Source organism: Curtobacterium sp. MMLR14_010, assembly GCF_001865015.1.
GTDB lineage: Bacteria > Actinomycetota > Actinomycetes > Actinomycetales > Microbacteriaceae > Curtobacterium.
On record NZ_MJGV01000046.1, the window covers coordinates 1 to 12,567 of the forward strand.

The following is a 12,567-nucleotide window of genomic DNA, read 5'->3' on the forward strand; positions in this document are numbered from 1 at the left end:
CGCTGTCGTACGACCTCGACGGTGTCGCAACAGGCGGACGCAGCAGATGTGCGTGCATGTTCCGACACGACAGCCGACGAACGACTCGTGCGGTGTCGGACCATGCGGACGCGGGAGATGTGCCTGCATCGAGCGACACGGCGTGCGTCGTTCGACTCGTGCGGTGTCGGAACTTGCGTGCGCATGACTCGACCGACCCGCAACGACCCGACCTGACCCGCCCGCGCGACACCATCGAGGTCGTACGACATCGAGGTTGTCGCGCGAGCCACACGCGGTCGCGAGGGTCCTGCCGCGCCTGACTCGGAACGACATCGTCGCTGTCGTACGACCTCGACGGTGTCGCATCGAATCGGAAGCGGGCCACGACCCCGCCAGCCAGGCGCCCTACGGCAGCGTCGGCGCCGCCTCCACCAGGGCCCGCGTCAAGGGGTGCACCGGCGCATCGAGCAGGGACACCGGTCCGTGCTCGACGATGCGCCCGGCCGACATCACCGCGACGGTGTCGCACAGCCGCTGCACCACGCCGATGTCGTGCGACACGAGCACGATCGTCAGGCCGAGCTCCGACGCCAGCGACTGGAACAGCTCGATCACCCGCGCGCGCACGACCACGTCGAGGGCGCTCATCGGCTCGTCCCCGAACAGGATCCGCGGCCCGTGCACGATCGCCCGCGCGATCGCGATGCGCTGTCGCTGCCCGCCGGAGAACTCGTGCGGGTACCGGTCCACCGCGTCCGGGGGCAGGTCAACGCGCTCGAGTGCCGACGCAACGAGTGAAGGGTGCTGCCCAGGCACCCGCATCGCCCGCAGCGGCTCCTCGACGATCTGCCCGACGCGCATCCTCGGGTCGAGCGACGCGTAGGGATCCTGGAACACCACCCCGGTCTCCCGCCGGAACCACCGCATCGCGGCAGCGGAGGCGGACGCGACCACCGGACGACCGGCGGCGGTCACGGTGCCTGCGGTAGGGGCCTCCAGGCCGGCGAGGAGCCGGACCAGGGTCGACTTGCCGGACCCGGACTCCCCGATGACCCCGAGCCGGGAACCGGCCGGGACCACCAGGTCGACGCCGTCCACGGCGGTACGGACGGGCCCGGGCTCGAAGGGGCCGCGGCGGGGGAGTCGGTACGTCCGGTGCAGGCCGACGGCGGTGAGGGCGTCGGTCACGGGGTCCTCCTGGCGGTGGCGCGGGCTGCCTCGACGAGCGCCCGCGTGGTGGGGTGCTGCGGCCGGGCGAGCAGGTCGGCGACGGAACCGGCCTCGACCACGCGCCCGGCGTCGAGCACGACGACGGAGTCGGCGATCTGCGCGAGCACCGCCAGGTCGTGCGTGACGAACAGCAGCGACACGTCGAGGCCGCGGAGCAGGTCGAGGATCCGCGCCTCGGTCGTGACGTCGAGCGCCGTGGTGGGTTCGTCCGCGACGATGAGCTCCGGCGACCCGGCCATCGCCATCGCGATGCAGATCCGCTGCCGCTGCCCACCGGAGAGCTGATGCGGCCACTGGCGCAGCAGGGACTCCGGGTCGGGCAGCCCGACCGCCACGGCGAGCTCGAGCGCCGCCGCGTCCGCCGTCCGCCGGTCGAGTCCGCGGTGCAGCCGGAGCGGTTCCGCGATCTGCCGGCCGACACGGCGCAGGGGGTCGAGGGCCGTGCCCGGCTCCTGGAACACCATCCCGATGCGCGCCCCGCGGTACGCCGCGCGTGCCCGGTCCGGCAGTCCGAGCAGCTCCTCGCCGTCGAGTTGCACCGACCCCGTCACGTCGGCGCCGGTCGGTTCCAGCCCCATCAGGGCCAGGGAGGTCATCGACTTCCCGGAACCGGACGCGCCGATCACGCCGACACGACCGCCGGGAGGCACGGTGAACGTCACGTCGTCGAGGACCGTCCGCCCCGCGATCCGGACCGACAGGCCACGCACCTCGAGTCCGGTCGCTGCGGCGGTCATGCGGTCACCCCCGGCACGTCGGCGGTGCGCGCGGTGTCGCTCGCTCGGTCGCCGGTCGTCAGCCGCGGGTCGGAGGCGTCGCGGATGGCGTCCCCGAGCAGCGAGAGCGCCATCACGACCAGGGCGATCGCGGCGCCCGGCCAGGTCGCGCTCCACGGGTGCACGCCGATGTAGGTCTGCAGGTCGGACAGCAGGGTGCCCCACGACGCCGTGCCCGATCCCGCGCCGTAGCCGAGGTACGAGAGCCCCGCCTCGGCGAGGACCGCCGTGGCCATCGCGAGCGAGAGCTGCACGGTGAACAGCGGCGCCGCGTTCGGCACCAGGTGGCGCAGCAGCACCCCGCCGGGTCCGACGCCGGAGGCCCGGGCAGCGGTGACGTAGTCGCTCCTGGCGATGCGGCGGATCTCCCCGCGGGCGACCCGGGCGATGGTCACGCCGAACGCCAGCCCGACGGACACGATCACCACGCCGAGCGAACCGCCGAACACCGCGGTGAGGAGCATCGCCGTCAGCAGCGTGGGGAACGCGACGAGGATGTCGAGGAGCACGGCCGTGCCCTCGCGGACCCAGCGGGCGGTGAGCGACCCGATCGCGGTGAGCACGATGCCGACCACGCTCGCGATGACCCCGGAGCCGACCGCGACGAGCACCGTCGTCCTGGTGCCCGCGAGCAGGTAGCTGGCGATGTCGCGGCCGATGCCGTCGGTGCCGAACCAGTGCGCGGCGCTCGGCGGGTCCCACTGGTGGAACGGGTCGGCGCGGAACGGGTCCTGCGGTGTCCACACGAGCGACACGGCGGCGAGCACCACGAGGAGCCCGAGGACGACCACGGCGAAGACCCCGGTGGGGCGGCTGAGGAGTCGGCGGATGCTGGCTCCGGGCATCAGGTGGCCTCCCGCTGCCGGGGGTCGAGCGCGCGGTGCACGACGTCGACCGCGAAGCCGACGAGCAGCACGAGGCCGGTGAGCACGAGCAGCTCCGACTGCACCTTCGTGACGTCACGGCGGCCGACGTCGGTGACGAGCATCCGTCCGACCCCGGGCAGCGAGAACAGCTGCTCGACGACGACCGCGCCGACCAGGAGCCCGGCGATCTGCACACCGAGGACCGCGAGCACGGTCAACGCCACCGACCCGAGTCCGTGCCGGAGCAGCGCCTGGGTGCGCGTGAGCCCGACGGCGGCAGCGGTGCGGAGGTGGTCGGCGTCGAGCACGGAGAGCGTCGCCGACCGGGTGAAGCGGAGGATCACGGCACCCTCGACGGCGCCGATCGTCAGCGCCGGCAGCACGAGCGACGAGGCCGCCCGCCCGGGTTCCGACCAGCCGTCGAGCGGGAAGCCCTGCGTCGGCAGCCAGTGCAGCGTCACGGCGAACAGCGCGACGAGGAGCATGCCGGCCCAGACGACCGGGACCGCGGCGACGGCCTGGGCCACGAACGCGATGACCGCCCCGCCCGCACGGCGCCGGAGCACCGCGGCGAGGACCCCGAGCGGGACCCCGAGCACGAGCGCCGCGGCGAGCGACATGCCCGCGAGCGGCAGCGTCACACCGAGCTTCGCGGCGATCTCCGGGCCCACGGCACCGTTCGTCACGAGGGATCGGCCGAGGTCGCCGGTGACGACACCGCCGATCCAGTCGAGGTACTGCAGGACGACGGGGCGGTCGAGGCCGAGCTGCCGACGGAGCTCCTCGACCTGCGCCGGCGTCGACTGGGTGCCCGCGACGACCTGGGCGACGTCGCCGGGCAGCACGCGGAGCGTGGCGAAGATGATGACGCTCGCCACGAGCAGGCCGACGACGAGGAGCAGCACCCGCCCGATGAGGAACCGGGTCACGGCACCCGCGCTTCGTCGGGACGAGGGGACCGGGTCACGAGACGATGCTAGTTGCCCTGCGCCACGGCGAGCCCCGACAGGTCGAGCCGCGAGTTGCCGCCGTCGTACGGGAACCCGGTGACGCCCTTCCGGATCGCCGTGATCTCCGTCGCGGTGTACAGCCACTCGCCGGCCGCGTCCTCGCTGACGATCCGCGCGGCCTTCTTGAGCGCTGCCGCCTTCTCGGACGCGGACGTCGTCGCGACGGACTCGGCGTAGAGCGCCTGCACCCGGGCGTTGTCGTACCCGAAGTAGTAGTCCGGGTTCGCCCAGTTGCCGAAGTCGCGGGCCTCGACGTGGTCGACCATCGACAGGTCGAAGTCGCGGACGCCGGACTTCGGCGCCTGGAACACCGACGACAGCCAGGTGGCGAAGTCGACGCGCTTGACCGTCAGGGTGATGCCGACGTCGGCGAGCTGGGACTTCAGCACGTCGCCGATCGTCGCCGGGTAGACGTTCGCGTAGGTCAGGGTGAGCTTCAGGTCCGACGCGTCGGCCGCGGCGAGGAGCTTCTTCGCGTTCGACGGGTCGTACGCGTCGATGTCGGTGAGGTCCTCGTACCCGGGGTCGAGCTCCGGGATCGGGCCGCCCTGCTCGACGCCCGTGCCGCCGATGGCCTTGATGAGCGCCTTCGGGTCGATGGCCTGCCGGATCGCCTGGCGGACCCGCTTGTCGGTGAAGGGTGCCTTGGCGTCGTTGAACGCCAGCGTGTACTTGTCGGTCGTCTTGCCGGCGTGCAGCGCGATGTCCTGGTTGCCCTGCAACTGGCTCTTCAGCGTGCCGTCGACGGGGTTCAACACGTCGACGTCGCCGTTCGCCATGGCGTTGACGGCCGTGGACGGGTCGGTGATGTAGCGGAAGACGATCGTCTTGACCTTCGCCTTCGTGCCCCAGTAGTCCGCGTTCCGGGTGAACGTCAGCGAGTCGCCCTGCTTCCAGTTCGTGACCTCGAAGGGACCGGTGCCGTTCGCGCTGTCGGACAGGTCGTTCTTCGCGGCCTTCTCGAGCACGAGCCCGGCGCGACCGGTCAGGTTGAACAGCAGGTCGGAGTCCGGCTTCGCCAGTGTCAGCACGACGGTGTCGGACGACGGTGACGAGATGGCGCTGACGCCGGCGAGCTTGGCCGAGTCGACGTAGGAGTCGTTGCCCTTGACCTGCTCGAGCGACCAGACGACGTCGGCGGCGGTGACCGGCTTGCCGTCCTGGAACGTGATGCCCTTGCGCAGCGTGAACGTGTACGTCCGGCCGTCGTCGGAGACCTCGTGCTCCGCCGCCAGCACGTCGCGGATCCCGCCCGTCGGAGTCCGGCCGACGAGTCCCTGGTAGACGTTGTCGATCAGGACCTGGTCGAGCGCCGCCCCGGACTGCGTCCGGATGTCGAGGCTCGTCGGTTCGAGGACCAGCCCGACCCGAACGGTCGCGTCGGCGCCGCCCGTGGGCGTGGTCGAGCCGGTGCACCCGGCGAGGGCGATGGTCGCCGCCACGGCGATCGCGGTCGCGGCGAGGACCGAGCGACGGACGTGCTGCCGACCGACGCGGGGGAGGGAGGGGCGCATGGGTGGTGTGTTCCTTCCGGGCGCACGGGGAGCGACGGTCGTCGCGCGCGCTCGGAAGAATCTACCGGCGCTCCGAGCGCTGTTCGACGCCGTACAACAATTCGTTACGGACGCCCCATTCCCGGATGGCGGCCGCCAGGTCGAGCGGCGCCTGCGTCTGGACGGCGTGCCGTGCCTCCACCGTGACGATCGTCGCTGCCGGCAGCCGGTCGGCGAAGGTCGTGACGAGCCTCGGGGAGACGTAGCCACGGTCACCGCGGACGAGCAGGACCGGCACGTCGAGCGACTCCAGGTCCGGCCACGCGTCCGCGAAGCGTCCGACCGACGAGGTCCGTCCAGCAGGCAGGTGCGGGAAGTGGTGGCGGCGGACCAGTCGGCCGTCAGCGCCGAGCCGTGTGGTGTGCCGGGCCTCGCGCAGGAGGACCTGGCGGTCGTCCCCGACCCTGGCCTCGATCGCCCGGTCGACCACCTCGTCGAGGTCCTCGAACGGCGGTTCGGACTCCAGCGCCCGGGCGATCCGGTCCACGGCGCGCTGGGCGAAGTCCGGCGACATGTCGACCAGCACCAGGCCGGTCACGCGCTCCGGCGCCGTCGCCGCGATCCGGGCCGCCAGGATCGCGCCGAGCGAGTGCCCCACGAGCACGCCGGGCGGCACCGCCAGCGCGTCGAGCGCGGCGAGCACCGCCGGCGCGGTCGCGGACGCCGCGTAGTCGGCGTCGTCACGCCACGCCGACCGGCCGTGGCCGGGCAGGTCGAGCGCGACCGCGGGCTCGCCGACGGCGATCGCCGTCTGGTCGAAGCTGTGGGCGTCGATGCCGAGCCCGTGCAGGTAGACGACCCGGGCCTCCCGTCCGGTGTCCGTTGGGTCCTGCCAGCGGATCGCGGAGACGGCGCCGTGGCCGTCGGGTCCCGGCGTGGCCGGGATCTCCTGCCGGGAGGCTCGGAGCGGCTCCGCCACGCCGCTCGCGCGGGCCAGGTCGGCCAGGTCCCGGAACTCGTCGTCGTCCTCGTGCACGGGGTCAGTCTCGCACCGTTGGTTTCCCTGGTCGGCTTAGGTAAGGCATGCCATACTTCTCCTGTGGCAGCCCGGTACCGTGTGTTCTCCGTCCGCGTGGCAGCCGTGTCCTCGCTCACGCCCCACTTCGTCCGGGTGACGCTGACCGGCGACGAGCTCGGCGCGTTCTCCTCGGTCGGGCTCGACCAGCGGATCAAGGTCGTCCTGCCGATCCCCGGACACGGGTTCACCGACCTGCCCGACGGCGAGGACTGGTACGCCGCCTGGCGCGCGCTTCCCGACGACACGCGGAACCCGCTCCGCACCTACACCGTCCGGTCCTTCCGCCCCGACGCCCACGAGCTCGACATCGACTTCGTCGCCCACGGTGACACCGGCCCCGCGTCCCGCTGGGTCGCCGGGTGCCGCGTCGGCGACGAGCTCCGCATCGTCGGACCCGCCGTGCCGTCCTCCCCGGACGAACTGCCCTCGGGTGCTGCCGAGTTCGCCCCGGGTGCGGCGAACCGGATCCTGCTCGCCGGCGACGAGACCGCCGCGCCGGCCATCTGCGCCATCCTCGAGGCGCTCGACGTCACCACCGTCGGACACGTCTTCATCGAGGTCCCGACCGACGCCGACCGGCTGCCCGTGACCGCGCCCGCCGGGGTCGAGGTCCGTTGGATCGCCCGCAACGGTGCCTCGCACGGGGTCCGGATGACCGACCACGTGCACGCGTGGGCGTCGACCGCCGTGGCGCCCCTGTCGACGTCGGGTCTCGCGCCGGTCGCCGGGGCGGCGGTCGCCGGGGCGTCCGTCGCCGGGGTGGACGTCGCGGGGGCGTCAGTCGCCGGGGTGGACGTCGCCGACGTGGAGCTCGCGGACGTGGACGTCGACCACCAGACGCTCTGGGACGTCCCCACCGCCGATTCGCACCGCCCGGTGTACGCCTGGATCGCGGGCGAGGCCGCCTGCATCAAGGAGCTCCGCCGCCATCTGGTGCGCGGTGTCGGGCTCGACCGCAAGCAGGTCGCCTTCATGGGCTACTGGCGACACGGCAAGGCCGAGAACTAGCACGTGTCCGCTCCCGTCGCGCCCGCCGTCGGCGCCGTCCCCACGACGGCGCTCGGTGCCCGCGGCCTGACGCTCGCCTACGACGACCGCGTCGTGGTGCAGGGTCTCGACGTCGACGTGCCCGACGGGGAGCTCACCGTCATCGTCGGCCCGAACGCGTGCGGCAAGTCCACGCTGCTGAAGGCCTTCGCGCGCACGCTGAAGCCGAGCGCCGGCACCGTGTTCCTCGACGGCGCCCCGCTCGGGTCGTACCGCCCGAAGGCCGTCGCGCGCCGCGTGGCGATGCTCCCGCAGACGCCGATCGCCCCCGACGGCATCACCGTCCGCGACCTCGTGACCCGGGGACGCTTCCCGCACCAGGACCTGTTCCACCCGTCCTCAGGGTCCGACCGTGCCGCCGTGCAGCTGGCGTTGGCGCAGACCGACACGGTGGGGCTCGCGGACCGCGGCGTCGACGAGCTCTCCGGCGGGCAGCGGCAGCGCGTCTGGATCGCGATGGTCCTGGCGCAGGAGACCGACATCGTGCTGCTCGACGAGCCCACGACGTTCCTCGACATCGCGCACCAGTACGACGTGCTCGAACTCGCGGCAGCGCTGCACGCGGCCGGTCGCACGGTCGTCGCGGTCCTGCACGACCTGAACCAGGCAGCGCGGTACGCGACCCACGTCATCGCGATGCGCGAGGGCTCCATCGTGGCGCAGGGCCCGCCGGCCGCGGTGCTGACGGCCGACCTCGTCGAGGAGGTCTTCGGCCTGCCCTGCGTCGTCGTCCCCGACCCCGAGACCGGCACGCCCCTCGTGGTGCCTCGCCGCGCGCGCTGAGGTCGCGCCGGGCCCGCTGAGGTCGGGCCGGGCTCGACTGGTCACGACTCCCCGCTCACGTTCCGCGAGTGGTCGCGTTCCGTCGGCCGGGAGGCCGCCGGCCGACAGGCCGTGACCGGTCGGCGGTGCACCGTCGGGGTGTCGTGACCACTCGGCGGACGGGAGGCGCGGTGCGGGGCCGTGACGAGCCTCCAGTCCGGTGCGTGCGGTGAAGTCGCACTTGGCGTCGGGTCGGCTGGCGCCGAGCCGATACGAACTGCGACCTCACCGGGCCCGACTGGTCACGACTCCCCGCTCACGTTCGGTGAGTGGTCGCGTTCCGTCGGCCGGGAGGCCGCCGGCCGACGGTTCGTGGCCGGTCGGCGGTGCGCTGGCGGGGTATCGTGACCGCTCGGCGGACGGGAGGCGCGGAACGGCGGTGAGGTCACACCTCGTGTCGGGTCGGCTGGCGCGAGCCGACCCGAACTGCGACCTCACCGGGCCTGACTGGTCACGACTCCCCGCTCACGTTCCGCGAGTGGTCGCGTCCTGTCGGCCGGGAGGCCCCCGGCCGACGGGCCGTGGCCGGTCGGCGGTGCGCCGTCGGGGTGTCGTGACCAGTCGGCGGACGGGAGGCGCGGGGCGGGGCCGCCACGAGCCTCCAGTCCGACGGGTGGCGCGGAACGGCGGTGAAGTCGCACTTGGTGTCGGGTCGGGCGGCACCGAGCCGACACGAAGTGCGACCTCAGCGGTAGCCGCCGTCCTCGAGGCCGGCCTCGACCTCGAAGCGGTTGCGCAGGGGGTCCCGGCCGGCGGCGGCATAGAGCACGGGCATGAGCATGCCGTACCGCCGCCACTGCGCCACGTGCACCCGCTCGTGGCGGAGCACCCGGGGGCCGTCGTTGTCCCGTGTCAGGTAGACGGACCCGACGCAGGTGCCGCCGCGCCGGAACACCCAGCGCGGCAGCCCCGTGCAGACGATCAGCCCGTCGACGACCCGGACCGGGCCGGTGGACAGGGGCAGTCCGACGGCGAGGCCGACGAGCGTGCCGAACAGCCAACCGACCCGGGAGATGGGGGAGTCGAGCAGGGGGTTGCGCACCCGCTACTCCGGGCGGCCGTAGGTCTCGAGCAGTCGCAGCCAGATCTCGTTCATCGTCGGGTAGGCGGGGACGGCGTGCCACAGGCGGTCGATCGGGACCTCGCCGACGACGGCGATGGTCGCGCCCTGCAGCATCTCGGCGACGTCCTGGCCGACGAAGGTCATGCCGACGACGACCTTGCGGTCCTCGTCCACGACCATGTTCGCGCGGCCGACGTAGCCGTCCGCCTGCAGTGCGGCGCCGGCGATGCTGCCGAGTTCGTACTCGACGACGCGGACGTTGAGTCCCTGCTGCTTGGCCTTCTCCTCGGTGAGGCCGACGCTGGCGACCTCGGGGTCGGTGAAGGTGACCTGCGGGGCGGCGGCGTGGTCGGCGGTCGCGACGTGCGCGCCCCACGGCTCGGTGTGCAGCGGCGTGCCCTGGAAGCGGGCGGCGATGGCCTCACCGGCGGCGCGGGCCTGGTACTTGCCCTGGTGCGTGAGGAGGACGCGGTGGTTCACGTCACCGACGGCGTAGAGCCAGTCGGTGCCGGTGACGAGCATGGTGTCGTCGACGTCGAGCCAGTCGCCCGCGGTCAGTCCGACGGTGTCGAGGCCGAGGTCCTTCGTGTGGGCGGCGCGGCCGGTGGCGGCGAGGACCTCGCTCGTGATGACGGTGGTGCCGTCGTCGAGGGTCGTCGTGACCAGGCCGTGCTCGTCGCGGTCGACGCGGGTCGGGTTGACGCCGGTGCGGACGTCGATGCCGGCCTCGCGCATCGCGTCGGCGACGAGCTCCCCGGCGAACGGCTCCATGCCGCCGAGCAGGCCGTGGCGGGCCACGAGCGTGACCTTCGCGCCGAGCGAGGCCCAGGCGGTGGCGAGCTCGGAGCCGGCGACGCCGCCGCCGATGACCATGAGGCTCTCGGGGACCTGGCGGGCGCTGGTGCCCTCGCGGGTGCCCCACGGCTTCGCGTCGGCGAGGCCGTCGATGGGCGGCAGGGTGTGCAGCGAGCCGGTGACGACCGCGACGGCCGCGCGGGCGGTGTGGGTCTCGACCTGGCCGTCGGGGCCGGTGACCTCGAGCGTCTTCGGGCCGGTGATCCGGGCGTGGCCACGGAGCAGGGCGATGTCGGCGGACTCGAGCCAGGCGACCTGGCTGCTGTCGTCCCAGTCGCTCGTGAACGAGGTGCGACGGGCCAGCACGGCGGCGGCGTCGAGCGTCCCGGTCACGGCCTGCTTCGCGCCGTCGAGCCGCCGGGCCGCTGCCAGGGCGTGGCCACTGCGGAGGAGCGCCTTCGAGGGCATGCACGCCCAGTAGGAGCACTCGCCGCCGACGAGCTCCGCCTCCACCACGGCGACCGACAGGCCGCGCTTGTGGGCGTAGTCCGCCACGTTCTCGCCGACAGCGCCGGCTCCGATCACGATGAGGTCGTAGTCCGTCATGTCGCCGAGCGTACGCGGGCCGGCATGAGCCGCGCCGAGCGGTCTGTGCCCCGGTGGTGGTCAGAGGTGGGCAGGAGCAGGCAGGGGTGGTCAGGGGCAGGGAGGAGCGGGCTGGAGCCTCAGGACACGCGGGAGGCGGCCGACAGTGCGCCGACTGCCCGCAGGATGACGCCCATGTCGTCGACTGCTCGGTCCGGGTCGACCGGGGCGAAGCCGGTGATCGCCGCACCGACGAGCCGACGGCCGCGGGTCGCCGCGTGGATCCGCTCGACGAGCCCGGCGCCGTCGAGACCGAACGGCACGGGTTCGAGCAGGCCGTCGACCTCGGACGGGTCGAGGACGTCGAGGTCGGCGTGCACGTAGACGGAGTCCGCTCCGGTGGCCTCGACCGCCGCGGCGAGGGCCTCGGGGGTCGCGGCGTCGACGTCGAGGTGGCGGATCCCCGCGCGGGTGACGGCGTTCACCTCGGCGTCCTCGACCCCGCGGGTGCCGGCGAGGACGACCGACCCGGCGGCCACGGACGGCAGGTCGGGGAAGAGGTCGGCCGGGCGGTCGACCAGCAGCCGGAGCGCCGCGGTCTCGGCGGCGATGGGCTGCGCACGGTTGAGCGGACGGTACCCGCTGGAGCCGGAGATGCGCACGAAGGCGGTGCCCGGTCCGAGTGCGACGCTGCCGCCGAGGGCACTGGCGCCGTCCCCGCCGATGACGAGCACCGGCTCGGTGGCGATGGCGATCTCCTGCGCGACACGGTCCGCGACCTGCAGGACCGAGGTGTACCGGGCGACGGCGGTCTCGAGGCGGTCACCCGCTCCGACCGGGACGTCGACGACGGTGGTGGCGGCACGGGGGAGGTCGGCTGCGATCGCGGACGCGCCGTCGCCGAGGCGCATCGCACGCGACGACGCCGAACCCTGCCACTGACCGACGACGAGGAACTGCATGTCCTCATCCTGTCAGGCGGGTCCGGCGTCGTCGCGGATGTTGCGCTCAGACTGGCCGATCCGTCGAGATCGGCCGGCCGGTCTCGACTAGATCGTCGAGGAGCCGCCCGACTTCAGCGCGGCGAGACGGGCCTCGACCTCGGCGTCGCGGCCGACGTCCTCGAGGCTCTCGAACTGGGCGTCGAGGCTCGACGCCTGCAGCTCCTGCTGGCCGATGACCTTGGCCTCTTCGCGACGGACCTTCTCCTCGAAGCGTGCGAGGTCACTCGTCGGGTCGGTGACGTCGATGTTGCCGACGGCGTCGTTGACCTTGGACTGGGCCTCGGCGGTCTTGGCGCGCGCGACCAGGCTGTTGCGCTTGGCCTTGAGCTCCTCGAGCTTCTGCTCCATGCCGGCGAGGCCCTGCTTGAGCTTGTCGACCTGCTCGTTCTGCGTGGCGAGCGGTGACGCGTTGTCCTTGACCTCTTGCTCGGCGGCGATCTGCTTGCCGATGGCGATCTTGGCGAGGTTGTCGAACTTGTCGGCGTCGGCGGACTTGCCCTCGGCGCGGTACTTGTCGGCGGCGACGGACGCGTTCGCGGCCTTCTGGCCCCACTCCTGCGCCGCGCGGACGTCCTCCTCGTTGTCCTGCTCGAGCAGGCGGAGGTTGCCGATGGTCTGCGCGATGGCGCTCTTGGCGTCGGCGATGTTGTTCGTGTAGTCGCGCACGAGCTGGTCGAGCATCATCTGCGGGTCTTCCGCGTTGTCGATGAGCTGGTTGACGTTCGCCCGGACGAGTCCGGAGATGCGACCGAAGATGGACTGCTTTGCCATTGCTGTTCCCTTTCCTGGGGTGGTCTGCTGGGTGTTCGTGGGGGA

The 12,567-nt window shown here is 72.9% G+C and carries 12 protein-coding genes; 2 read left to right on the plus strand and 10 right to left on the minus strand.

The genetic code is table 11. The features are described from left to right. Positions 1-387: 387 nt before the first annotated feature. The 6 genes from BIU98_RS08590 to BIU98_RS08615 all read right to left on the minus strand — a co-directional run bounded on the left by BIU98_RS08590 (position 388) and on the right by BIU98_RS08615 (position 6,393). Positions 388-1,170 (minus strand): ABC transporter ATP-binding protein, encoded by a 783-nt coding sequence (locus BIU98_RS08590; protein WP_083393117.1) that lies wholly within the window; start codon positions 1,168-1,170, stop codon positions 388-390. After that, entirely contained in the window at positions 1,167-1,949 is a 783-nt protein-coding gene (locus BIU98_RS08595; RefSeq protein ID WP_071274832.1) for an ABC transporter ATP-binding protein, read from the minus strand. The genes BIU98_RS08590 and BIU98_RS08595 overlap by 4 nt, the downstream gene beginning before the upstream one ends. After that, the gene (locus BIU98_RS08600; protein ID WP_071274835.1) at positions 1,946-2,833 is read right to left on the minus strand and encodes an ABC transporter permease; all 888 of its coding nucleotides are present in this window, start codon (positions 2,831-2,833) and stop codon (positions 1,946-1,948) included. Before BIU98_RS08600 ends, BIU98_RS08595 begins: the two co-directional genes overlap by 4 nt. After that, complete coding sequence (locus BIU98_RS08605) at positions 2,833-3,783, minus strand: ABC transporter permease (RefSeq protein WP_071274838.1); 951 nt, start codon at positions 3,781-3,783, stop codon at positions 2,833-2,835. Before BIU98_RS08605 ends, BIU98_RS08600 begins: the two co-directional genes overlap by 1 nt. Positions 3,784-3,830: 47 nt before the next feature. Then, positions 3,831-5,378, minus strand: a complete 1,548-nt coding sequence (locus BIU98_RS08610) for an ABC transporter substrate-binding protein (RefSeq protein WP_071274841.1) — start codon at positions 5,376-5,378, stop codon at positions 3,831-3,833. A gap of 61 nt (positions 5,379-5,439) precedes the next feature. Continuing rightward, entirely contained in the window at positions 5,440-6,393 is a 954-nt protein-coding gene (locus BIU98_RS08615; RefSeq protein WP_071274844.1) for an alpha/beta fold hydrolase, read from the minus strand. Between the two features lie 63 nt (positions 6,394-6,456). Between BIU98_RS08615 and BIU98_RS08620 the strand changes: the two genes are divergently transcribed. Both BIU98_RS08620 and BIU98_RS08625 read left to right on the plus strand, forming a co-directional pair. Beyond that, a complete protein-coding gene (locus tag BIU98_RS08620) occupies positions 6,457-7,443 on the plus strand; it encodes a siderophore-interacting protein (RefSeq protein WP_254787833.1) in 987 nt (328 codons plus the stop codon). Positions 7,444-7,446: 3 nt separating this feature from the next. After that, the gene (locus BIU98_RS08625) at positions 7,447-8,265 is read left to right on the plus strand and encodes an ABC transporter ATP-binding protein (RefSeq protein WP_071274847.1); all 819 of its coding nucleotides are present in this window, start codon (positions 7,447-7,449) and stop codon (positions 8,263-8,265) included. A gap of 724 nt (positions 8,266-8,989) precedes the next feature. On the opposite strand, the gene BIU98_RS08630 is transcribed toward BIU98_RS08625, so the two are convergent. The 4 genes from BIU98_RS08630 to BIU98_RS08645 form a co-directional block, all read right to left on the minus strand. Continuing rightward, positions 8,990-9,346 carry a Fe-S oxidoreductase gene (locus BIU98_RS08630; protein WP_071274866.1) on the minus strand — a complete coding sequence of 119 codons (357 nt, stop codon included), beginning with the start codon at positions 9,344-9,346 and terminating at the stop codon, positions 8,990-8,992. 3 nt (positions 9,347-9,349) lie between these two features. After that, complete coding sequence (locus BIU98_RS08635; protein ID WP_071274869.1) at positions 9,350-10,768, minus strand: NAD(P)/FAD-dependent oxidoreductase; 1,419 nt, start codon at positions 10,766-10,768, stop codon at positions 9,350-9,352. A 119-nt stretch (positions 10,769-10,887) separates the two neighbouring features. Next, on the minus strand, positions 10,888-11,709 hold the full coding sequence (locus BIU98_RS08640) for an arginase family protein (protein WP_071274872.1): 822 nt from the start codon (positions 11,707-11,709) through the stop codon (positions 10,888-10,890). Positions 11,710-11,796: 87 nt separating this feature from the next. Beyond that, the gene (locus tag BIU98_RS08645; RefSeq protein WP_071274875.1) at positions 11,797-12,522 is read right to left on the minus strand and encodes a PspA/IM30 family protein; all 726 of its coding nucleotides are present in this window, start codon (positions 12,520-12,522) and stop codon (positions 11,797-11,799) included. Positions 12,523-12,567 lie beyond the last annotated feature (45 nt).

Excerpts from the sequence above, each read along its gene's own strand:
- BIU98_RS08595 (WP_071274832.1), bottom strand. The coding sequence starts at position 1,949 with ATGACCGCCGCAGCGACCGGACTCGAGGTGCGTGGCCTGTCGGTCCGG.
- BIU98_RS08600 (WP_071274835.1), bottom strand. The coding sequence starts at position 2,833 with ATGCCCGGAGCCAGCATCCGCCGACTCCTCAGCCGCCCCACCGGGGTC.
- BIU98_RS08610 (WP_071274841.1), bottom strand. The coding sequence starts at position 5,378 with ATGCGCCCCTCCCTCCCCCGCGTCGGTCGGCAGCACGTCCGTCGCTCG.
- BIU98_RS08635 (WP_071274869.1), bottom strand. The coding sequence starts at position 10,768 with ATGACGGACTACGACCTCATCGTGATCGGAGCCGGCGCTGTCGGCGAG.
- BIU98_RS08640 (WP_071274872.1), bottom strand. The coding sequence starts at position 11,709 with ATGCAGTTCCTCGTCGTCGGTCAGTGGCAGGGTTCGGCGTCGTCGCGT.
- BIU98_RS08645 (WP_071274875.1), bottom strand. The coding sequence starts at position 12,522 with ATGGCAAAGCAGTCCATCTTCGGTCGCATCTCCGGACTCGTCCGGGCG.